The sequence below is a fragment of the Citrobacter sp. A316 genome (assembly GCF_002042945.1).
GTDB classification, from domain to species: domain Bacteria; phylum Pseudomonadota; class Gammaproteobacteria; order Enterobacterales; family Enterobacteriaceae; genus Citrobacter; species Citrobacter portucalensis.
Genome location: NZ_MVFZ01000014.1, coordinates 117,415 through 138,248, shown reverse-complemented (window position 1 = coordinate 138,248; position 20,834 = coordinate 117,415). Strand labels below are relative to the sequence as shown.

22 protein-coding genes are annotated in these 20,834 nt (G+C 55.1%); 17 read left to right on the top strand and 5 right to left on the bottom strand.

Annotated elements, in window-relative coordinates:
* Window positions 1-591: 591 nt before the first annotated feature.
* Entirely contained in the window at window positions 592-1,590 is a 999-nt protein-coding gene (gene kdgT, locus BZK41_RS17620) for a 2-keto-3-deoxygluconate transporter (RefSeq protein WP_079939007.1), read from the top strand.
* Between the two features lie 30 nt (window positions 1,591-1,620).
* Here the strand turns inward: kdgT and BZK41_RS17615 are convergent, their stop codons facing one another.
* Together BZK41_RS17615 and crfC are read right to left on the bottom strand one after the other, a co-directional pair.
* Complete coding sequence (locus tag BZK41_RS17615) at window positions 1,621-2,514, bottom strand: diguanylate cyclase regulator RdcB family protein (RefSeq protein WP_079939006.1); 894 nt, start codon at window positions 2,512-2,514, stop codon at window positions 1,621-1,623.
* Window positions 2,511-4,868: a clamp-binding protein CrfC gene (gene crfC / locus BZK41_RS17610; protein ID WP_079939005.1), complete on the bottom strand. Its 2,358-nt coding sequence runs from the start codon at window positions 4,866-4,868 to the stop codon at window positions 2,511-2,513. The genes BZK41_RS17615 and crfC overlap by 4 nt, the downstream gene beginning before the upstream one ends.
* 542 nt (window positions 4,869-5,410) lie before the next feature.
* On the opposite strand from crfC, the gene BZK41_RS17605 reads away from it, so the two are divergent.
* The 16 genes from BZK41_RS17605 to phnP all read left to right on the top strand — a co-directional run bounded on the left by BZK41_RS17605 (window position 5,411) and on the right by phnP (window position 17,347).
* Window positions 5,411-5,746, top strand: a complete 336-nt coding sequence (locus BZK41_RS17605; RefSeq protein ID WP_003031835.1) for a zinc ribbon domain-containing protein YjdM — start codon at window positions 5,411-5,413, stop codon at window positions 5,744-5,746.
* A 139-nt stretch (window positions 5,747-5,885) separates the two neighbouring features.
* A complete protein-coding gene (yjdN, locus tag BZK41_RS17600) occupies window positions 5,886-6,335 on the top strand; it encodes a VOC family metalloprotein YjdN (RefSeq protein WP_079939004.1) in 450 nt (149 codons plus the stop codon).
* A gap of 132 nt (window positions 6,336-6,467) precedes the next feature.
* A complete protein-coding gene (gene phnC, locus BZK41_RS17595; RefSeq protein WP_079939003.1) occupies window positions 6,468-7,256 on the top strand; it encodes a phosphonate ABC transporter ATP-binding protein in 789 nt (262 codons plus the stop codon).
* Between the two features lie 23 nt (window positions 7,257-7,279).
* Entirely contained in the window at window positions 7,280-8,296 is a 1,017-nt protein-coding gene (phnD, locus tag BZK41_RS17590; protein WP_079939002.1) for a phosphonate ABC transporter substrate-binding protein, read from the top strand.
* Between the two features lie 133 nt (window positions 8,297-8,429).
* Window positions 8,430-9,209 carry a phosphonate ABC transporter, permease protein PhnE gene (gene phnE, locus BZK41_RS17585; RefSeq protein WP_016155398.1) on the top strand — a complete coding sequence of 260 codons (780 nt, stop codon included), beginning with the start codon at window positions 8,430-8,432 and terminating at the stop codon, window positions 9,207-9,209.
* A 20-nt stretch (window positions 9,210-9,229) separates the two neighbouring features.
* Entirely contained in the window at window positions 9,230-9,955 is a 726-nt protein-coding gene (gene phnF, locus BZK41_RS17580; RefSeq protein ID WP_003826721.1) for a phosphonate metabolism transcriptional regulator PhnF, read from the top strand.
* On the top strand, window positions 9,956-10,408 hold the full coding sequence (gene phnG / locus BZK41_RS17575; protein WP_079939001.1) for a phosphonate C-P lyase system protein PhnG: 453 nt from the start codon (window positions 9,956-9,958) through the stop codon (window positions 10,406-10,408).
* Window positions 10,405-11,001, top strand: coding sequence for a phosphonate C-P lyase system protein PhnH (phnH, locus tag BZK41_RS17570; protein WP_079939000.1), 597 nt, complete (start codon window positions 10,405-10,407; stop codon window positions 10,999-11,001). The genes phnG and phnH overlap by 4 nt, the downstream gene beginning before the upstream one ends.
* A complete protein-coding gene (locus BZK41_RS17565; RefSeq protein WP_079938999.1) occupies window positions 11,001-12,068 on the top strand; it encodes a carbon-phosphorus lyase complex subunit PhnI in 1,068 nt (355 codons plus the stop codon). Before phnH ends, BZK41_RS17565 begins: the two co-directional genes overlap by 1 nt.
* 46 nt (window positions 12,069-12,114) lie before the next feature.
* Complete coding sequence (gene phnJ / locus BZK41_RS17560; RefSeq protein ID WP_049259807.1) at window positions 12,115-12,906, top strand: alpha-D-ribose 1-methylphosphonate 5-phosphate C-P-lyase PhnJ; 792 nt, start codon at window positions 12,115-12,117, stop codon at window positions 12,904-12,906.
* Window positions 12,903-13,661 (top strand): phosphonate C-P lyase system protein PhnK, encoded by a 759-nt coding sequence (gene phnK / locus BZK41_RS17555; RefSeq protein ID WP_079938998.1) that lies wholly within the window; start codon window positions 12,903-12,905, stop codon window positions 13,659-13,661. Before phnJ ends, phnK begins: the two co-directional genes overlap by 4 nt.
* 121 nt (window positions 13,662-13,782) lie before the next feature.
* A complete protein-coding gene (gene phnL / locus BZK41_RS17550; protein WP_003826708.1) occupies window positions 13,783-14,469 on the top strand; it encodes a phosphonate C-P lyase system protein PhnL in 687 nt (228 codons plus the stop codon).
* Entirely contained in the window at window positions 14,466-15,602 is a 1,137-nt protein-coding gene (gene phnM, locus BZK41_RS17545) for an alpha-D-ribose 1-methylphosphonate 5-triphosphate diphosphatase (protein ID WP_079938997.1), read from the top strand. The genes phnL and phnM overlap by 4 nt, the downstream gene beginning before the upstream one ends.
* Before the next feature lie 2 nt (window positions 15,603-15,604).
* Complete coding sequence (gene phnN / locus BZK41_RS17540) at window positions 15,605-16,159, top strand: ribose 1,5-bisphosphokinase (protein ID WP_079938996.1); 555 nt, start codon at window positions 15,605-15,607, stop codon at window positions 16,157-16,159.
* Window positions 16,146-16,580 (top strand): aminoalkylphosphonate N-acetyltransferase, encoded by a 435-nt coding sequence (phnO, locus tag BZK41_RS17535; protein ID WP_079938995.1) that lies wholly within the window; start codon window positions 16,146-16,148, stop codon window positions 16,578-16,580. The genes phnN and phnO overlap by 14 nt, the downstream gene beginning before the upstream one ends.
* Before the next feature lie 8 nt (window positions 16,581-16,588).
* Window positions 16,589-17,347, top strand: coding sequence for a phosphonate metabolism protein PhnP (phnP, locus tag BZK41_RS17530; protein ID WP_079938994.1), 759 nt, complete (start codon window positions 16,589-16,591; stop codon window positions 17,345-17,347).
* 3 nt (window positions 17,348-17,350) lie between these two features.
* Here the strand turns inward: phnP and yjdP are convergent, their stop codons facing one another.
* The 3 genes from yjdP to BZK41_RS17515 form a co-directional block, all read right to left on the bottom strand.
* Window positions 17,351-17,680 carry a DDRRRQL repeat protein YjdP gene (gene yjdP / locus BZK41_RS17525; protein ID WP_003826698.1) on the bottom strand — a complete coding sequence of 110 codons (330 nt, stop codon included), beginning with the start codon at window positions 17,678-17,680 and terminating at the stop codon, window positions 17,351-17,353.
* Between the two features lie 68 nt (window positions 17,681-17,748).
* Entirely contained in the window at window positions 17,749-18,381 is a 633-nt protein-coding gene (locus BZK41_RS17520; protein WP_079938993.1) for a GNAT family N-acetyltransferase, read from the bottom strand.
* A 175-nt stretch (window positions 18,382-18,556) separates the two neighbouring features.
* A complete protein-coding gene (locus BZK41_RS17515) occupies window positions 18,557-20,830 on the bottom strand; it encodes a hybrid sensor histidine kinase/response regulator (protein ID WP_079938992.1) in 2,274 nt (757 codons plus the stop codon).
* Between the last annotated feature and the right edge of the window lie 4 nt (window positions 20,831-20,834).

Here is a 20,834-nt window from a genome sequence, read left to right as displayed (position 1 = left end):
GCGTAGCAGGTTTACTTACACTGACGAGAAACACGCAGTACAACCGAACCTGTTGACGCCTGATTGGGCGGTTAATGACCTCTTTACCCTAACAGTGTTTAAATTTGTGATCAACTTCACATATAACTTTTCATTTCGTCAACATGCGTAAATTAGGTCATTCTTAGTCAGCTTTTTTACATGTAATACTTGCGATTTACTGACAATTAAATACAAGAATAAATCGCTTTATTACACCAACAATCACAGCGGTCACTATTATTCTGCTAGCAAAAAAAAACACCTAATCCCTTCACAAAAAGATCACAGCTTTTTTAATAATCAGAGCGACCGGGAACTTTTGCTCGGAATATGTGATGAAGATAACTAAAACATCGTTTTATTTTGATTGAATCAATGTTCCCATGAATGCAAACTAATTCCAGACGCAATATCCCTGGGAGCAGCAACACGCTCAACGTATGCCGCGTTAGATTTTATAAAACAAAGAGATAGCGATTTTCTTTGTTAAGAAACAAAAGTAACTATTTGAATTTATTAATTTTTACCCTCTTGCGCGAGTTTTAGCAGCGACAAGACATGAGGACGTTTATGAAAATTAAAGCCACGATTGAACGCATCCCCGGCGGAATGATGTTGATTCCTCTGTTATTAGGCGCAGTGTTAAATACGTTAGCTCCGGATACCGGTGCGTATTTCGGTTCGTTTACAAAAGGAATGATCAGCGGAACGGTACCGATTCTGGCAGTGTGGTTTTTTTGTATCGGCGCATCTATTGATTTACGGGCTACTGGTACGGTATTACGCAAGTCCGGTACGCTGGTAATAACCAAAATAGCCGTGGCGTGGGTAGTGGCAATGATTGCTGCTTCATTTATTCCTGATACCGGTATTCAAACCGGGTTCTTTGCAGGCCTCTCTGTTTTGGCAATTGTCTCCGCAATGGACATGACCAACGGCGGTTTGTACGCCAGCCTGATGAACCAGTACGGCACGAAAGAAGAGTCCGGCGCATTTGTGTTGATGTCTCTGGAATCCGGTCCGTTAATGACCATGGTGATCCTCGGCTCCGCGGGTCTGGCCTCTTTCGAGCCACACCATTTCATCGGTGCGGTATTACCGTTCCTGATTGGTTTTACATTAGGCAACCTGGATCACGACCTGCGTTCTTTCTTCAGCAAAGCCACACCGGTACTGATCCCGTTCTTCGGCTTCGCGTTGGGTAACACCATTAACCTGAGCGTGATCGTTGATACCGGTCTGCTGGGTATCCTGCTGGGTGTCGCGGTGATCGTCATCACCGGTATCCCGCTGATTATTGCTGACCGTGTTATTGGTGGCGGGAACGGTACGGCAGGCGTCGCAGCCTCTTCAGCAGCAGGCGCTGCGGTAGCAAACCCGGTGATTATCGCCCAGATTAACCCGGCGTTCGAACCGGTTGCCGCATCCGCTACGGCGCTGGTTGCCGCCAGCGTAATTGTCACCGCCATCCTGGTGCCGATTATCACCGCGCTGTACGCCAAACGTTTTAATAAAAACCGGGTCGCCAACGAAGCGGTGGCCATCCCGGCAGACTCTCTGCACCACTAAACCTGTCTTTATCCTACTCACCGACCCTGCTCAATTGACGAGCAGGGTCGGTGCAAAAATCTCCTCAACCATCGCATCGACCAGCCGTTTCGCCGAACACAATCGCGGCATTCCCAGCGCCACATTTTGCCAACGCTGTGCCACCGACCAGCTCACCGGATGACGCTGCGCATCGCACCAGCTCCCCAGCCAGCTCAGCATATCGTTATACTCGCCCGATCCACCGACAGCTGGCGTGCTGAGCCAATGATGATAGTAATGACGCGTAGCAGGCGCCGCATTCACGCTGTCCGCCAACATCTGAGCAGCCATGGTTCGCAGGTTGTCTTTTAGCATTAACACCACATCGGCATTCGCTAACCGGCAGGCATCACCAAAAGCTCCCCAACGTAGCTCTTCCAGCGCGACAAAACAGCGTCCCGGTAACGACCAGCCGTCATACGCACCAGCCCGCCAGCGGGTAAAAATTTGTTCGCTATGCTCGCCCGCCTGAACCGTCAGGCCGCGCTGGGTCAGCGCCTTCTCTTTATACGCAGCGCGTTGGGTAAACCAGTCAGTTAGTGAATTTATTTGCTGTAAAAGACCGGGAGTTGAAAGTCCACGCGGGTGTTCGGTTTGTTGCAAAAACTTCAGCCCTTCAACGATCCGTACCAGCGCCAGATGACCCGGATCAATCATGCCTGCCAGCTTCTCCACCAGCTTAAGGCGCATCACCAGATGTTCGCTGGACACTCCCGCCATCACCCACGCACGCAGTTGCGTTTGGGATAACACTTCCTGCGTCAGACGCGCGCGCAGCCGCTGCTGCTGTTGCAGAAAACCGCCGGAACGTTTGGTTTCATCTCCCTGAACCAGATCGACCATAAACTTCGGGTAGACACACTCCAGCGTCCTCCCGGGGCCTTCCAGTAAAACGTTAGTCATGTGTGCTCGGTTGCAAAAAGGGTATTGATATCATCACGCAGCAAACGGGAATCTTCATAAAGCCATGCCGCAATCGTAATGCGCTGCTGCAATTGCTCATTCATTGCATTCACCGCGGATTCATTTTGTTGGCGTAGCGTCAGACTCTCACTCAGACTCGCCTGCAGTTGCGCCAGGCACAGAGAGAAATCAGCAAAAAATGTGGCCATGCCAGCCGTAACGGAAATATCGACCTGGGCAGCTAAAGCTTTACGAATTTGTTGGCAAAACTGGGAGACGTATTGCACAAGGTTCTTATGCAATGCGCCCATATCAATGAGATAACGCGTTTTTGTTTCGACGTAATCATTCCATCCCCAGTTGGGTTGATTTAGCCAACGAGAGAAAGTGTCACGCACCACACCGCCAGTAGACGACGCATTTTCTGCCGGAATATCCTGCTCAATGGCCTCGTTAAACAATTGGCGGGTATTGAAATTAAACATCGCCGTATGGAACGCGGGAAAACGGATCCGCGCACGAAAACCAGCGTGGTTTAGCTCCTCTTTCACCCTTTGCTCAATTGGCCGCATCGCATCATTTAGCGCCCGGGAGAGCGTCGACTCAAGCTGTTCAAAACGCAGGGCTAAGTCCCGGCTGATACTTTCCTGCGCCGCCAGCAATACCCCCTCACAGGACGAGCGAATTTTATCTAATACAATTTTCGCCTGCCCTTCATCATGCAGCACTAACATCTCTCCGGCCATTTCTGCCGTATTCACAGCAGTCCCCAGACCGTGTTGAGACATCATCAGGACGTTTTCTTTGACAAAGAACGTATTGATGCCGCAAAGAATCTCGGTTTGTTGCTCACTGAGATAGGTTGCAGCAGCCTCCAGCGCCAGTTCTACTTCATGGCTGACTTCATCGCTCACCCGCCCCTGGCTCACTTCTAACTGCTGCATATCCTCTTCAATATGCGTGATGTTCAGCCGCAGTTTGTCATAGGCGACCGTTAACCCGTGGGCACGAAATTCCAGATATTCGTGCACGCTTTGTGCATAGTTCAATAACTTATGTGACGCTGAGCGAAGCGCATACAGCGAAGCATTGGCATAAGCGGCGTGAATCACTTTCTGGATCGGCTGTTCAAACAGCGAGTCTTCCCACAACAGGTCGGCGGCATGACGGATGTGTTCCGTATCGTCAAGATCGGTGGTGCGCCAGCGCCTGCCAAGCGCCGCTTCGGCAAAATCCTGCACCCAACGTTGCTCCTGATGATCCGGCAGTCGCCCGTGCGTCGTCAGCTCATGACGCGCCCTGTTTGCCAGATAGCCCCACATTGAGGAAACCGGATAAATTCTCTCAGGGGCGATTCCGCCTTGCATCAACGTGCCGGAAATCAACGCCCGCACCTGCTCTTCATCGTCACTGTTGCGGTCTTTCTGATCGAACTTGTTCACTAGCGCATACAGCGGTACTGACTTGCCGACCGCCATGATCGCCTGACGCACTTCCTCATCGGAAATCGATTTCAGTTGGGTGTAATCCAACACCGCCAGCACCGCAGAGGCCCGTACCAGCTGTTCATTGAGCATTTTTTGTAAGTGCGGTTGTCCCGCCTCGTTTGGCCCCGGCGTATCCAGCAGCGTTAATTGCCCTGGGTAGCTTGCCTGTCCGGCCAAATGGACAAACTCAACCTCAATAACCGGAATATGCTCAATCGCGGCATAGGCAGCAAAAGGAAAATCAACGTCCAATGCTTTTGACAGGCGCACCAGGTCGTTCAGGCTTTTAAGGCAATGGAAAATAGGCTGCGCGCCAAGATAATACCGTTCAAATGCCACGCCGTTTTCAATATGCTGCAGCAGGACATTCATATCCTTGTCAATTTCCAGCGTCTGCGTAAGACGCAGGCGATCGCACTCGCGCACGCGCTGCTGTAAAACCTTCATTAAGGCATCAATCGGCGCGACATGTGAAAAATGCAGGACCGGCTCTTTCTGCCCCGGCGTATGGCGTATTAGCGTTGGTAACGCCGTCATGGGGCGATTACGATTAGGTAAAACTTCTGTCCCTACAATGGCGTTAATCGTCGTCGATTTTCCCGCTTTCATCGTGCCAACAATCGCCAGCACCATTTCCAGACGCGTAATCTTGCGTAGCTCATTATTGAGCGTTGCTTGCTGGACATCCATGCCACGCGCACTGAAATGCAGGGGCTGAACAACCTGACTGCTATGCTCTCCTTGTTTTAGCGCGACATCATCCAACGACGTCATAGGCAATTTTTGCAATTGCCTGAGATGTTCAAGCGAGAGCATCAGCAAGCGTTCCGCTTCCTGACTTAATTCATATATTGTCTGTGTGTGCATGGAAAATTTTTCCTTAACGCAAATGGCATTACTTTTATTTAGCCCAATCGTTTTATTTATAGATTTTTTGGCTTTTATAATTACGTATAGAAATAATTAAAATCAAAACAACCAATTGATATTATTAAAATAAATTTGGTGTATAACCGCTGGCCTGATGCCTCTCACTTATGAAAATAAGTAAGAAAGATAAACAGCGTAGTTCAGTTTTAAAAAATGCCAGCGGAATTCCCCTACTAAATTTAAGGGGTTCAATGATATTCAATCACAATGACTTAGGCTTCCCTAAGCAATGTTACCTATGAATATCAGATATTTCGCCTCACCTTATCTTAAATATCTAAGCGTAGCAATTTCCCTTAAAAAAATATTCCGCCATACTTTCATTGAGGTTAAAGCAAGGGACCTTTACAGCAGATCATTTTGCGTAATCACGCAGTAGTCCCGACAAAAGCAGGGATTTTATGTATAATTGCGGCCTTTTTCGGCAATCTGCCATTTTTTGGGCGCATTTGCCCCTGCTGACTTTTGAGGAAATCCACATGTCATTACCACACTGCCCACAATGCAACTCCGAATACACTTACGAAGATAACGGCATGTTCATCTGCCCGGAATGCGCACACGAATGGAACGATGCTGAACCGGCACAGGACAGCGACGAACTGATCGTTAAAGATGCCAACGGCAACCTGCTGGCCGACGGCGACAGCGTTACCGTCGTGAAAGACCTGAAGGTAAAAGGTAGCTCTTCCATGCTGAAGATTGGTACCAAAGTGAAAAACATTCGTCTGGTTGAAGGCGACCACAACATCGATTGCAAAATCGATGGCTTTGGCCCAATGAAGCTGAAATCTGAGTTTGTGAAAAAGAACTGATGCCAATTGCCTGAAAGCGCGACGCTAATCAGGTCAACACCAGCTCATCTACCAGGCGGGAAGCTCATACTTCCCGCCTGGTTTATTTTTGCAGACGCTAACTACACTTAATTGGCTTCTTTTACCTGAGGTAAAGATTATGCCGTTAAGTCCCTATATCTCCTTTGCAGGCAACTGCGCTGACGCTATCGCCTACTATCAAAAAACGTTAGGCGCTGAGCTACTCTACAAAATCAACTTCGGTGAAATGCCAAAATCGGCACAGGACAGCGAAGATGGTTGCCCTTCAGGCATGAAATTCCCCGACACCGCCATCGCCCACGCCAACCTGCGCGTTGCGGGCAGCGACATCATGATGAGCGATAGCTCCCCCGACGGAAATGCCCGCTACTCTGGCTTTACGCTGGTACTCGACACGCAAAACGTCGACGAAGGCAAACGCTGGTTTGATAACCTGGCGGCAAACGGAAAAATCGAAATGGACTGGCAGGAAACCTTCTGGGCGCACGGTTTCGGTAAAGTGAGCGACCAGTATGGCGTGCCGTGGATGATCAACGTCGTCAAACAACAGCAACCCCCTACAGAGTAATCCAACGGGAGGCCAGCCCTCCCGTGCTGTCATCAAATAGCGCTCAACTCTTCATCATCGAGTAACCATCCCTTAACGAAAACGTCACATTAATCCGCCACGATGGGGCCACTTTTTTAGGGAGGCCGCATCATGCAAACGATTATTCGCGTCGAAAAACTCTCCAAGTCCTTCAATCAACATCAGGCGCTCAATGCGGTTGATCTGAACATCTGTTCCGGTGAGATGGTGGCTCTGCTTGGGCCATCTGGCTCCGGCAAATCCACCCTTTTACGTCATTTAAGCGGTTTGATCACCGGTGATAAATCACCCGGTAGCCGCGTCGAGCTGCTGGGCCGCACCGTTCAACATGAAGGCCGCCTGGCGCGCGATATCCGTAAAAGCCGCGCCCACACCGGCTACATCTTCCAGCAATTCAATCTGGTGAACCGCCTGACGGTGCTGGAGAACGTCCTGATTGGCGCGCTCGGCAGCACGCCGTTCTGGCGTACCTGTTTTAGCTGGTTTAGCCAGGAACAAAAACAGCGTGCATTACAGGCGCTGACCCGCGTGGGCATGGCGCATTTTGCATACCAGCGCGTTTCCACGCTTTCGGGCGGTCAGCAGCAACGCGTTGCAATTGCCCGCGCGCTGATGCAGCAGGCCAAAGTGATCCTCGCCGACGAGCCGATAGCCTCGCTGGACCCGGAATCCGCACGCATCGTGATGGACACCCTACGCGACATAAACCAGACCGACGGCATCACCGTGGTCGTCACGCTGCATCAGGTGGATTACGCCCTGCGCTACTGCGAACGCATCGTCGCGCTGCGCCAGGGCAACGTCTTCTTTGATGGCAGCAGCCAGCATTTTGATAACGATCGTTTTGACCATCTCTACCGCAGCATGAACCGCGTCGAACAGAGCGCGCAGGCTGCCTGACATCCCCACAATGAGGAATGGAAATGAGTTATAGAACAGTTGCCGCGCTGGCTTTCACCAGCATGTTTAGTCTCAGCACACTGCTCACCCCGGCCCATGCCGAAGAGCAGGAAAAAGCGCTGAACTTTGGCATTATTTCGACCGAATCACAGCAAAACCTGAAACCGCAGTGGGAACCGTTCCTGAAGGACATGGAAAAATCACTGGGCGTGAAAGTAAACGCCTTCTTCGCCCCGGACTACGCCGGGATCATCCAGGGAATGCGCTTTAACAAAGTTGATATCGCCTGGTACGGCAACCTCTCGGCAATGGAAGCGGTGGATCGTGCTAACGGGCAAGTGTTTGCCCAGACCGTCGCCGCCGACGGATCCCCGGGTTACTGGAGCGTGTTGATCGTTAACAAAGACAGTCCGATCAATAACCTGAACGATCTGATCGCCAAACGTAAGGATCTGACCTTCGGCAACGGAGATCCCAACTCTACATCAGGATTCCTCGTCCCCGGCTACTACGTCTTCGCCAAAAACAACATCTCCGCCAGCGACTTCAAACGCACCGTTAACGCCGGACATGAAACCAACGCGCTGGCCGTCGCCAACAAGCAGGTCGATGTCGCCACCAACAACACCGAAAACCTCGACAAGCTGAAAACTTCCGCGCCGGAAAAACTGAAAGAGCTGAAGGTGATCTGGAAGTCACCGCTGATCCCGGGCGATCCGATCGTCTGGCGTAAAAACCTCTCCGAAACCACCAAGGACAAGGTGTACGACTTCTTTATGAATTACGGCAAAACGCCGGAACAGAAAACCGTACTGGAACGCCTGGGATGGGCACCGTTCCGCGCCTCAAGCGATCTGCAACTGGTGCCGATTCGCCAGCTGGCACTGTTTAAAGAGATGCAGGGTGTGAAGGACAACAAAGGGCTGAACGAGGAAGAGAAAACCAGCAAAACCTCGGCGCTGAAAGCACAACTCGATGACCTTGATCGTCTGACCGCCGCACTGGGCGCTATGACCAGCGTCACCAAAGCAGTGCAGTAAACCTGGTGCCCAAATTGTAGGCCTGATAAGCGCAGCGCCATCAGGCAATGCAAGGGATTCCATGCCGGATGGCGGTGCCAGCACCTTATCCGGCCTACAACAGACCCGAAACATCGACACCCAGGAGCTAAACATGCAAACCATCACCGTCGCCCCGCCCAAACGTAGCTGGTTCTCGCTGCTGAGCTGGGCCATTCTGCTCGCCGTACTGGTGGTCTCGTGGAAAGGTGCCGAAATGGCACCGCTCACGCTGATCCAGGATTCCGGCAATATGGCGACCTTCGCCGCCGACTTCTTCCCGCCGGACTTCAGCCAGTGGCAGGACTATCTCGGTGAAATGGCCGTCACCCTGCAAATTGCCGTCTGGGGGACTGCCCTCGCCGTTGTGCTATCGATTCCCTTCGGCCTGATGTGCGCCGATAACCTGGTGCCGTGGTGGATTTACCAGCCGATGCGTCGCCTGATGGACGCCTGCCGCGCCATCAATGAAATGGTGTTCGCCATGCTGTTCGTGGTCGCCGTCGGGTTAGGTCCCTTCGCCGGGGTGATGGCGCTGTTTATCCACACTACCGGGGTGCTCTCCAAACTGCTTTCCGAAGCGGTAGAAGCCATTGAGCCGGGTCCGGTAGAAGGCATTCGCGCCACCGGGGCCAACAAAATTGAAGAGATTCTGTACGGCGTTCTGCCACAGGTCATGCCGCTGCTTATCTCCTACTCGCTGTATCGCTTTGAATCCAACGTTCGCTCGGCCACGGTGGTCGGAATGGTGGGCGCAGGCGGTATTGGCGTGACCTTATGGGAAGCGATTCGCGGCTTTCAGTTCCAGCAAACCTGCGCCCTGATGGTGTTAATCATCGTCACCGTCAGCCTGCTGGATTTTCTTTCCCAGCGTTTGCGTAAGCACTTTATCTGATTAGCGAGGCATTGATTGCTATGCACTTGTCTACACATCCGACCAGTTATCCAACGCGTTATCAGGAAATTGCCGCGAGACTTGAGCAGGAGCTACGTCAACATTATCGCTGCGGTGACTATCTGCCCGCCGAGCATCAACTTGCCGCGCGCTTCGAAGTAAACCGCCACACCTTGCGCCGCGCCATTGACCAGTTGGTTGAACGCGGTTGGGTTCAGCGTCGTCAGGGCGTCGGCGTGCTGGTGCTGATGCGCCCGTTCGATTACCCACTTAATGCCCAGGCGCGCTTTAGTCAGAATCTGCTGGACCAGGGAAGCCATCCCACCAGCGAAAAACTGCTGGCGGTGCTGCGTCCGGCCTCCAGCCACATTGCCGATGCGCTCAGCATAAACGAGGGCGATAACGTGATTCACCTGCGCACCCTGCGCCGGGTTAACGGGATCGCACTGTGCCAGATCGACCACTATTTTTCCGACCTCTCGCTGTGGCCGCTGTTGCAAGGCTTCAACAGCGGTTCGTTGCATGACTACCTGCGCGAACAGTCCGGTCTGACGCTGCTACGCACGCAAACGCGCATCAGCGCCCGCCGCGCGCAGGCCAAAGAGAGCAAGGTGCTGGAAATCCCCAATATGGCGCCGCTGTTGTGCGTGCGCACCCTGAACCACCGTGAAGGCGAAGAACACGCGGCGGAATACTCCGTCAGCCTGACCCGCGCCGACATGATCGAATTCACTATGGAGCACTGAATGCATTTCGATACCGCCACCCGCCAGCGCTGGATGCGCGCGCTGGCTTACAGCAATGCCGATGCCCTGAACGCCCGCATCAACGCGCTCAAACTGACGCCGGACTATGAACTTATCCGCGCCCCGGAAAGCGGACTGATGCAGATCCAGGCCCGTATGGGCGGTACCGGTAACCGCTTCTTTGCCGGTGACACCACGCTTACCCGGGCTGTGGTACGCCTGAAGAGCGGCACGCTGGGTTACAGCTACCTGCTGGGACGCAACAAACAACATGCCGAGCAGTGTGCAGTGATTGACGCACTGCTGCAGGAACAAACGCATTTCCAGAACCTAATGGAAACCTTAATTGCCCCGCTGGAAGCGGAACGCGATGCGCTGATTAACGCACGCCGTGCCAAAGTCAACGCCAGCCGGGTCGACTTCTTCACGCTGGTACGCGGAGATAACGCATGACACGATCTACAGCACTTCTGACCGCTTTTAATTTACCCGTTCAGGATGCTCAGCAGAGCTTTCGTCGCCTGCTGAAAGCCATGAGCGAGCCGGGCGTAATCGTCGCCCTGCATCAACTGAAACACGGCTGGCAGCCGCTGGGCCTGGCAACCACCAGCGTGCTGCTGACCCTGGTCGATGGCGACACGCCGGTCTGGCTGGCTCCGTCGATGGATAACGATATCGCCCGCCAGAACCTGCGTTTTCACACCAACGCGCCGCTGGTGGATCAGCCGCAGCTGGCAGCCTTTGCCGTCGCCGACGAGCGCATCAGCAGCGAACAGCTTAACGCCCTCTCCGCCGGTTCCGCCGTCGCGCCAGAGAGCAGCGCCACGCTGATTGTGCAGGTCTCTGGCTTAAGCGGCGGACGCATGCTGCGTCTGACCGGCGCGGGTATCGCCGAAGAGCGCATGATCGCGCCACAGCTGCCGGAATGCCTGATTCACGAACTCACCGAACGCCCGCACCCGTTCCCACTGGGGGTCGATCTGATCCTCACCTGCGGCGAACGCCTGCTGGCTATTCCGCGAACCACCCATGTGGAGGTGTGCTGATGTACGTCGCCGTCAAAGGGGGCGAAAAGGCGATAGCCAACGCCCACGCCCTGCAGGAAAACCGACGCCGGGGCGATGAGACCATTGCTGAACTGAGCGTGGCGCAAATCGAACAGCAGATGAACCTGGCCGTTGACCGGGTAATGACTGAAGGCGGCATCGCCGACCGCGAGCTGGCGGCGCTGGCGCTGAAGCAGGCCAGCGGCGATAACGTCGAAGCCATCTTTTTGCTCCGCGCCTACCGCACTACGCTGGCAAAAGTGGCGGTCAGTGAACCGATTAACAGTGCAGAAATGCGCCTTGAGCGCCGAATTTCTGCGGTCTACAAAGATATTCCCGGCGGGCAGCTGTTGGGTCCAACCTATGACTACACCCATCGCCTGCTGGATTTTACTCTGCTGGCTAATGGCGAAACGCCGCCCCTGCGCAGCGCAGACGGCGCGCAGGATGCCTCCCCGCACGTCTTTTCCCTGCTGGCCAACCAGGGGCTGGCAAAGCGTGAAGAGGATGATGGCGCCACGCCCGACGACATCACCCGCACGCCGCCGGTTTACCCCTGCTCACGCGCTTCACGTCTGCAGCAGCTGATGCGCGGCGACGAAGGCTATCTGCTGGCGCTGGCCTACTCCACCCAGCGCGGCTACGGGCGCAATCACCCGTTTGCCGCCGAAATCCGCAGCGGCTATGTGGCACTGGAAACCGTCCCGGAAGAGCTGGGATTTGCGGTGAACGTCGGCGAACTGCTGATGACCGAATGCGAAATGGTTAACGGTTTTGTCGCGCCAGAAAATGAATCCCCCCATTTTACCCGCGGCTACGGGCTGGTGTTCGGCATGAGCGAACGTAAAGCGATGGCGATGGCGCTGGTGGACCGCGCCCTACAGGCAGCCGAATACGATGAAACGGTCACGGGACCGGCGCAGGACGAAGAGTTCGTGCTGGCGCATGCAGATAACGTCGAGGCGGCGGGTTTTGTTTCGCACCTCAAACTTCCCCATTACGTCGATTTCCAGGCCGAACTGGAACTGCTCAAACGCCTGCAACAGGAGGCCACCCGTGACCACTAACCTCTCCGGCTACAACTTTGCCTATCTTGATGAGCAGACCAAACGCATGATCCGCCGCGCAATTTTGAAAGCAGTGGCGATCCCCGGTTACCAGGTTCCGTTTGGCGGACGTGAAATGCCGATGCCCTACGGCTGGGGAACTGGCGGTATTCAGCTTACCGCCAGCGTGATTGGCGAGCCGGACGTGCTGAAGGTGATTGACCAGGGCGCGGACGACACCACTAACGCCGTGTCGATTCGTAATTTCTTCAAGCGTGTGACCGGGGTGAATACCACTGAGCGTACGGAAGATGCGACGCTGATCCAGACCCGCCACCGCATCCCGGAAACGCCGCTGGTGGAAGATCAGATAATCATCTTCCAGGTACCGATCCCAGAGCCGCTGCGCTTTATCGAACCGCGCGAAACGGAAACTCGCACCATGCATGCGCTGGAAGAGTACGGCATCATGCAGGTGAAACTGTATGAAGATATCGCCCGCTTCGGCCATATCGCCACCACTTACGCCTATCCGGTGAAGGTCAATGACCGCTACGTCATGGACCCGTCGCCCATCCCGAAATTCGACAATCCGAAGATGGACATGATGCCGGCCCTGCAACTGTTTGGCGCAGGCCGTGAAAAGCGTATCTATGCTGTTCCACCTTACACCCGCGTGGAAAGCCTCGATTTCGACGATCACCCGTTTACCGTGCAGAGCTGGGATGAGCCTTGCGCCATCTGCGGCTCAACCCACAGCTATCTCGATGAAGTGGTGCTCGATGACACCGGCAAACGCATGTTTGTCTGCTCCGACACCGACTACTGCCGCCAACAGAGCGAGGCCCTCAGCAAATGACGCAACCGCTGCTTTCAGTCAACAACCTGACCCATCTTTACGCGCCGGGCAAAGGCTTCAGCGACGTCTCTTTTGACCTGTGGCCAGGCGAAGTGCTGGGTATTGTCGGCGAGTCCGGTTCCGGCAAAACCACGCTGCTGAAATCGATCTCTTCACGGCTAACGCCGCAGAACGGTGAGATTTTGTATCAGAACCGTTCGCTGTACGGCATGAACGAGGCCGACCGTCGCCGTCTGCTGCGCACCGAATGGGGCGTGGTACATCAGCATCCGCTGGATGGCCTGCGCCGTCAGGTCTCCGCAGGCGGCAATATTGGCGAACGTCTGATGGCCACCGGCGCGCGTCACTACGGCGATATCCGCGCCACCGCGCAGCGCTGGCTGGAGGAGGTAGAGATCCCTGCCTCGCGTATCGACGATCTGCCAACCACCTTTTCCGGCGGCATGCAGCAGCGCCTGCAGATCGCCCGCAATCTCGTCACCCATCCCAAGCTGGTGTTTATGGACGAACCTACCGGCGGGCTGGACGTTTCGGTACAGGCCAAACTGCTGGACCTGCTGCGCAGCCTGGTGGTGGAACTGGATCTGGCGGTAGTGATTGTCACCCACGATTTGGGCGTCGCGCGCCTGCTGGCCGACCGTTTGCTGGTGATGAAGCAGGGTCAGGTGGTGGAAAGTGGGTTAACCGACCGCGTACTCGACGATCCGCATCATCCGTATACCCAGCTGCTGGTGTCGTCGGTGTTGCAGAACTGATGTTTTGTTGTGCCGGATGGCGGCCGCGCCTTATCCGGCCTACGGAGCGGCATTGGTTGTAGGCCTGATAAGCGAAGCGCCATCAGGCAATCGAACGCAAAAATGTCTAAAGAGGCTAAAAATGAACGCGATCCGCGTTGAAAATGTCAGTAAAACCTTTGTCCTGCATCAGCAAAACGGCGTGCGTCTGCCGGTGCTGCAAAACGCCACTCTGGACGTTAAAAGCGGCGAATGCGTGGTGCTGCACGGTCACTCGGGCAGCGGCAAATCCACGTTGCTGCGTTCGCTGTACGCCAACTACCTGCCGGATGAAGGACACATCCACATCCGCCACAGCGATGAATGGGTCGATCTGGTGCAGGCCCCGGCGCGCAAAGTACTGGAGGTTCGCCGTTCAACCATCGGCTGGGTGAGCCAGTTCCTGCGCGTGATCCCCAGGATTTCCGCGCTGGATGTGGTAATGCAACCGCTGCTGGATCTCGGTGTATCTCGCGAGGAGTGTGCAGCCAAAGCGGCTAACCTGCTTACCCGCCTGAACGTGCCAGAGCGGCTGTGGCATCTGGCGCCGTCTACCTTTTCCGGTGGCGAACAGCAGCGCGTCAACATCGCCCGCGGGTTTATCGTCGATTACCCGATTCTGCTGCTCGATGAGCCCACCGCCTCACTGGACGCCAAAAACAGCGCCGCCGTCGTCGCATTGATTGAAGAAGCGAAAGCCCGCGGCGCGGCAATTGTCGGTATTTTTCACGATCAAACCGTGCGCGACCGCGTAGCGGATCGTCTGCATCTGATGGGAACAACAGCATGATTATCAATAATGTAAAGCTGGTACTGGAAGATGAAGTGGTGCAAGGATCGCTGGAAATTGAGGGCGGGATCATTCGCGCCTTTGCTGAAAGTCCGAGCAGCCTACCAGAGGCGCTGGACGGCGAAGGCGGCTGGCTGCTGCCAGGACTCATTGAGCTGCATACTGACAATCTCGACAAATTCTTCACCCCGCGCCCGAAGGTAGACTGGCCTGCGCATTCGGCGATGAGCAGCCACGACGCGCTAATGGTGGCCAGCGGCATTACCACTGTGCTGGACGCGGTGGCGATTGGCGATGTGCGCGACGGCGGCGACCGTCTGGAAAATCTGGAGAAGATGATCAATGCGATCGAAGAGACGCAGAAGCGCGGGGTCAATCGCGCCGAGCACCGCCTGCATTTGCGCTGCGAACTGCCGCATCACACTACCCTGCCGCTGTTTGAAAAACTGGTCAGCCGCGAGCCGGTGACGCTGGTATCGCTAATGGATCACTCGCCAGGCCAGCGTCAGTTCGCCAATCGCGAGAAGTACCGCGAGTATTATCAGGGCAAGTATTCGCTTACCGACGAGCAGATGGCCCGCTACGAAGAAGAACAGTTAGCGCTGGCGGCACGTTGGTCACAGCCCAATCGCACGGCGATTGCCCAGATGTGCCGTGAGCGCCAGATTGCGCTGGCGAGCCATGATGACGCCACCCACGATCATGTGCTGGAATCGCACCAGCTTGGCAGCGTGATCGCCGAATTCCCCACCACCTTCGAAGCGGCTGAAGCCTCGCGCCAGCATGGTATGAACGTGCTGATGGGCGCGCCCAACATCGTGCGCGGCGGTTCTCACTCCGGCAACGTGGCGGCGCATAAGCTGGCTGAGCTGGGACTGCTGGATATTCTCTCCTCCGACTACTACCCCGCCAGCCTGCTCGATGCGGCGTTTCGCGTGGCGGACGACGACGCCAACCGCTTTACGCTACCGCAGGCCATTCGTCTGGTGACCCGCAATCCGGCGCGGGCATTAAATCTCGACGATCGTGGCGTTGTTGCCGAAGGCAAACGCGCGGATCTGGTGCTGGCACACCGCAAAGGCGGCAACATCCATATCGACCACGTCTGGCGTCAGGGCAAAAGGGTATTCTGACTATGGGTAAACTGATCTGGCTGATGGGGCCATCCGGCTCCGGTAAGGACAGCCTGCTGGCAGAACTCCGCCAGCAGGAACCGGCGCAACTGCTGGTGGCGCACCGTTACATCACCCGAGCCGCCAACGCCGGGAATGAAAATCATATTGCGCTGAGTGAACAAGAGTTTTTTACCCGCGCCGGGCAGAACCTGCTGGCGCTGAGCTGGCACGCCAATGGCTTCTACTACGGCGTTGGCGTGGAGATTGACCTCTGGCTACACGCCGGTTTTGATGTGGTGGTCAACGGCTCGCGTGCGCATCTGCCCCAGGCGCAGGCCCGTTACGGCACATCTTTACTCCCCATTTACTTACAGGTTTCCCCGGCGATTTTACGCCAGCGCTTGCAGGCTCGTGGACGGGAGAGCGAAACGGAAATCGCCGCCCGTCTTGAACGCGCAGCTCGCTACGCCCCGTATGACTGCCACGTCCTGAACAACGATGGAAGTTTGCTACAGTCTGTCGATACACTACTCACACTGATGGGACACAAGGAGAAGAAACATGTCTGTCTGTGAATTACGCCGCGCAACGCTATACGATACCGATGCGGTTTATGCGCTCATCTGTGAGTTGAAACAGGGTCAATTCGACCTACAGGCCTTTAGCGCAGGCTACGCCGCAAATCTGCAAGATCCTAATATGCACTATCAGCTGGCGCTGCTCGACGGACAGGTCGTCGGTTTGATCGGTCTGCACCTGCAGTTTCATCTGCATCACGCTAACTGGATTGGCGAGATTCAGGAACTGGTGGTGATGCCACAGGCACGAGGGTTAAGGGTCGGCAGTCAGTTACTGGCCTGGGCCGAAGCCACCGCGCGCGAAGCGGGCGCAGAAGTCACCGAGCTTTCCACCAGCACCCAACGCCTTGACGCACACCGTTTTTACCAGCGTGAAGGCTATACCATGAGCCATTTTCGCTTCACCAAACCGTTGTAGGGGGAGCCATGAGTCTGACCATTACGCTGACGGGAACGGGCGGCGCACAGCTGGTGCCGACATTTGGCTGCGACTGCGCGGCCTGCCAACGAGCACGCTTACAGGCACAATACCGTCGACGCCCATGTAGCGGGGTGGTCAAATTCAATAATGCGGTGACGCTGCTGGACGCGGGGATCCCGCATCTGATGGACGACTGGCCGGCGGGCAGCTTCCAGCAGTTTCTGCTGACCCATTATCATATGGATCATGTACAGGGATTGTTTCCGCTACGCTGGGGCGTGGGGACGACCATCCCGGTGTACGGTCCGCCGGATGAACAGGGTTGCGACGATCTGTTTAAGCATCCAGGCATCCTCGATTTTAGCCATACCGTGGCACCGTTTGTGGTGTTTAATCTGCAAGGATTGCAGGTAACGCCGCTACCGCTCAACCATTCAAAGCTGACGTTTGGTTATCTGCTGGAGACCACACATAGCCGCGTGGCGTGGCTCTCCGATACCGCCGGACTTCCCGACAAGACACTGAAGTTTCTCCATAATAACCAGCCTCAGGTGATTATCATCGACTGCAGCCATGCCCCGCGCGCCGAGCCACCGCGCAATCATTGTGATTTAAACACCGTTATCGCCTTGAACGAGGTTATCCGCTGTCCACGGGTGATCCTGACGCATATCAGCCATCAGTTCGACCTGTGGATGATGGAAAATCAGCTTCCCGCAGGGTTTGAGGCAGGATATGACGGAATGGAGATTGTGCTGGAGTAACAGCTAGCGATCGTAATCTTCTTCCATTCTGCGTTCGTCGTCTTCTAACTGACGCCGTTCCTGATCGAGCTGGCGCTGACGATCATCCAGTTGGCGACGTCGATCTTCAAACTGGCGGCGGCGATTGTCATATTGCCTGCGCCGGTCGTCACTCATCTGGCGCTGCCAGCTTTCATCACGGGAGTCGTCATAATCCCGCCCGTTGTCCGGTTTGTATGCGTCGTTAATCGCCTGCTGAATATTACCAATGGCGTCATCAATAATATCCGCCTGCGCTGACATGGTGGTCAGTGACAGCAAGCTAAACAATAAAAGCATGGGATAACATTTCATAAGCCAGACCCGAAGTTGAACTGGCTTTACGTTAGTCAACGCAGAAAAGAAGGTGTAGCGGAGGAATCTCAAACTCGATAGGACGCCCCTGGCTCCATCAACTGGTAAGCGCGTTGTTTTTCCTCTGCCACCAAAACAACACCGTGCCATTTTGTATCTGGTGACATGCTCCATATCCGCTCTTCTGGGATACATCCCCCATCATATATAACTTTCGAACCATCATACGGCCAGAATGCGTTTTGCTCCGTGTCCAGGATAAAAACTGAGATGTATTCAGACTCACGCGCAATTTTCTGCCAGAGCATTTTCCCGCCATCATATTGCTCAAAATCGCTAATCAGCGTTACACCACAGCGCAAAATCAGTGCTTCATACAGGCGCGTCGCCAACCCTTTATCTCGTTCGGACGGATTAACACATATCCCTTCTATCTGAAACACAGACGCCTCTTCCCAACATCGTTCCACCGTTAGAATATCGTTGTCCAGGTAGGGTTTACGCTGCAAATCTAGTGCAGCAAGAACCCGATGGCGAGGCACACCATTAAAAATCTCAATATCAGCTTCAATGATTGCTGCGCGTGGAGTTTGCCTGTCATAAATAACCAGCAGAATACGCCCGGAAAGCTCAAACGTATCCACCACCTTAAACGAGCGGGCGACGGCCATCGGGCTATACGTTGTCGGCATCACAATCATCTGCGAATCACCTCTTGTTAGTACTGGCATAATTCCTTTTATATCCTAATCGGGCTGTGTTTGCTCAGATTAGCATCACCCGTTTGCTCCCTGGTCTTGATGAATTCCTAATCTCTTGGGCAGGTTTAGTTTTCCGAAGGAAGCTCGCAAAATAGTATGCAAAGAGGACAATGTCTTAGCGGTATGACTGTTCACTTTTCCGCAGCGCCTGCGCCAGCTCTCCCCGGGTAAAAGGCTTACGCAATAGCGCCACATCCGGCAGCGCCGGGTTATGCGCCGGACGTAAATCCTGACCGCTTATCAGCAGGATGGACAACTGCGGATAATGTGCCTGGGCATGGTTAACCACATCCACGCCGCTTAATCCACCGGGCAGCATGAGGTCGCTGATCAGAATATCAATCTCTGAAGACGCGGCGAGCAGATGCATTGCCTGCTCGCCGTTGGCGGCTTCTAACGTCAGATAACCCAGCAGGTGCAGTTGCTCGCACAACGTCTGGCGTACATCGTCCTCATCCTCAAGCACCAACACCAGTTTTTCATCGTTGGTCGTTGTGTGTTGCGCTACCGCTTCCACTTGAGCCTGTACCGGAACAACGGCGCGAGGCAGTTGCAACCTGACCGTCGTTCCCTGCCCTGGAGCGCTTTCAATTTCCACCCGGCCACCGGACTGGCGCACAAAACCGTAAACCATCGACAGCCCCAGTCCGCTGCCGCTACCGGTCTGTTTGGTGGTGAAAAACGGCTCGAAGACCTGGGCTTTCACCTCTTGCGACATCCCACTGCCCTGGTCGGCAACCTCCAGCATTACCATATCCTGCTTGCGCCCATCGCTGCGCGTGACCCGCTGATTCCATGTACGGATTTTAATCGTACCCGCCTGCCCGTCCATGGCGTCACGGGCGTTCATCACCAGATTGATAATGGCGTTTTCCAGTTGGCTGACGTCAATCCACGCGGGCCAGGCGGGAGACTGGGCTTCAATCTCCAGCGTCAACGTGGCCGGAAGAGAGTGGCGCATCAGTTCGCCCAGATTTTCCAGCAGCGTTTTCAGCTCCACCGCATGGGGATGCAACGACTGTTTGCGCGAAAAGGCCAGCAGGCGTTGGGTAAGCAGCGCCCCGCGCTCGGCGGCTTTTAGCGCCCGATTGACCCGTGGCGCGTCGGGTGACTCCGGATTCACCAGATCCAGACTGCCAATAATAACCGCCAGCAGGTTATTGAAATCATGTGCTAATCCCCCCGTCAGTTGCCCCACAGCCTTCAGCTTTTGGCTGTGCAACAGCGCTTCTTCCAGTCCCTGACGCTCGGTGCGATCGATTTCCATCTGGCTGGTTTTTTCTTTTAGCAGTCGGGTGGTGTGCTCCAGCGACGCCGTATTCCGGGCAAAGACGCTAAAGGCGCGGGCCAGCTCGCCTAACTCATCACGCCGCTGCAGGGCCGGGACGCTGACATCTGATTCACCGTGCGCCAGCCGGGTCATCGCCCGCGAAATGGCCGTCAGGTTGGAACCGAGATTACGGTAGATATACCACCCGGCAAAACCGGTGATCACCACCGCCAGCAACGCAAACACTAAAATAAACAACGCGCCAGATTGCAGTTCCTGATGGCTTTGCGCTACCCGCTGCTCTGAGATCAGCGCCACCTGCGAGGCATACTGATTGATATCGCTGTTGAGGATCGCCACCAGCGCTTTGATATGAAACATATACCAGTTGATCGCCAAATCGCTCTGCTCCAGCGCGGAAGAGAGCGGCTCCAGCTTATGCAGCTCCTGATTGAAGTCGTTGAGGATACCGCCAATCAGCGGATTGGCATGACGCAAGGGAAGCGCAGGCATCACCGCATCCAGTTGTTTCACCACCGAACGCGGCGTGGGCGTATCGATGGCGGCAACAATTAAGCGGTCCATCTGCCCCAGCAGCACATCGTCCTGCGCGCCGGTGAGCTTTTGCAGATGACGTAAATAGCTTTGATTTTGATACAGCGAACTGAGCAACGCGTTACGCTCCAGATGTCGCCGCTGCCCGCGCTGCAACATCCCTTCTACACTGCTTTGTAGTTCATTACTGCGCTGGATAATACGCTCGACCAGCACCGGCTCCTGCTGCGCCAGCGGCGCGGTAGCCAGTTGTTCCAGCGACTGCTTCAGCGCCCGTTGCGTCTCCTGCAGCCGCTCCGCTTCCCCTTTGTATTCCAGCGCCCCGACCACCTGCGACAGCCGCACCGCCGCCGTCGCCACGTTCGCCGTATCCCGCGCCAGGTTCATGCTGCCGGTCATGTCGTCAACGGTTTGCTGCTGTACCTGCTCCTGAATCTGGCTTGCGTGCTGAAAACCCAGCACCGCCACGCCGCTCACCATCAGCGTGACAGCCACCACCAGCAGATTGAAGAACAGCAATCGTCCGCGCGCACTGGCGAAAAAGTGACGTCCCGGTTGCGGCATATCA

Coding starts and splice junctions, on each gene's coding strand:
- kdgT (WP_079939007.1), top strand. CDS start 592: ATGAAAATTAAAGCCACGATTGAACGCATCCCCGGCGGAATGATGTTG.
- BZK41_RS17615 (WP_079939006.1), bottom strand. CDS start 2,514: ATGACTAACGTTTTACTGGAAGGCCCCGGGAGGACGCTGGAGTGTGTC.
- crfC (WP_079939005.1), bottom strand. CDS start 4,868: ATGCACACACAGACAATATATGAATTAAGTCAGGAAGCGGAACGCTTG.
- BZK41_RS17605 (WP_003031835.1), top strand. CDS start 5,411: ATGTCATTACCACACTGCCCACAATGCAACTCCGAATACACTTACGAA.
- yjdN (WP_079939004.1), top strand. CDS start 5,886: ATGCCGTTAAGTCCCTATATCTCCTTTGCAGGCAACTGCGCTGACGCT.
- phnC (WP_079939003.1), top strand. CDS start 6,468: ATGCAAACGATTATTCGCGTCGAAAAACTCTCCAAGTCCTTCAATCAA.
- phnD (WP_079939002.1), top strand. CDS start 7,280: ATGAGTTATAGAACAGTTGCCGCGCTGGCTTTCACCAGCATGTTTAGT.
- phnE (WP_016155398.1), top strand. CDS start 8,430: ATGCAAACCATCACCGTCGCCCCGCCCAAACGTAGCTGGTTCTCGCTG.
- phnF (WP_003826721.1), top strand. CDS start 9,230: ATGCACTTGTCTACACATCCGACCAGTTATCCAACGCGTTATCAGGAA.
- phnG (WP_079939001.1), top strand. CDS start 9,956: ATGCATTTCGATACCGCCACCCGCCAGCGCTGGATGCGCGCGCTGGCT.
- phnH (WP_079939000.1), top strand. CDS start 10,405: ATGACACGATCTACAGCACTTCTGACCGCTTTTAATTTACCCGTTCAG.
- BZK41_RS17565 (WP_079938999.1), top strand. CDS start 11,001: ATGTACGTCGCCGTCAAAGGGGGCGAAAAGGCGATAGCCAACGCCCAC.
- phnJ (WP_049259807.1), top strand. CDS start 12,115: ATGATCCGCCGCGCAATTTTGAAAGCAGTGGCGATCCCCGGTTACCAG.
- phnK (WP_079938998.1), top strand. CDS start 12,903: ATGACGCAACCGCTGCTTTCAGTCAACAACCTGACCCATCTTTACGCG.
- phnL (WP_003826708.1), top strand. CDS start 13,783: ATGAACGCGATCCGCGTTGAAAATGTCAGTAAAACCTTTGTCCTGCAT.
- phnM (WP_079938997.1), top strand. CDS start 14,466: ATGATTATCAATAATGTAAAGCTGGTACTGGAAGATGAAGTGGTGCAA.
- phnN (WP_079938996.1), top strand. CDS start 15,605: ATGGGTAAACTGATCTGGCTGATGGGGCCATCCGGCTCCGGTAAGGAC.
- phnO (WP_079938995.1), top strand. CDS start 16,146: ATGTCTGTCTGTGAATTACGCCGCGCAACGCTATACGATACCGATGCG.
- phnP (WP_079938994.1), top strand. CDS start 16,589: ATGAGTCTGACCATTACGCTGACGGGAACGGGCGGCGCACAGCTGGTG.
- yjdP (WP_003826698.1), bottom strand. CDS start 17,680: ATGAAATGTTATCCCATGCTTTTATTGTTTAGCTTGCTGTCACTGACC.
- BZK41_RS17520 (WP_079938993.1), bottom strand. CDS start 18,381: ATGATTGTGATGCCGACAACGTATAGCCCGATGGCCGTCGCCCGCTCG.
- BZK41_RS17515 (WP_079938992.1), bottom strand. CDS start 20,830: ATGCCGCAACCGGGACGTCACTTTTTCGCCAGTGCGCGCGGACGATTG.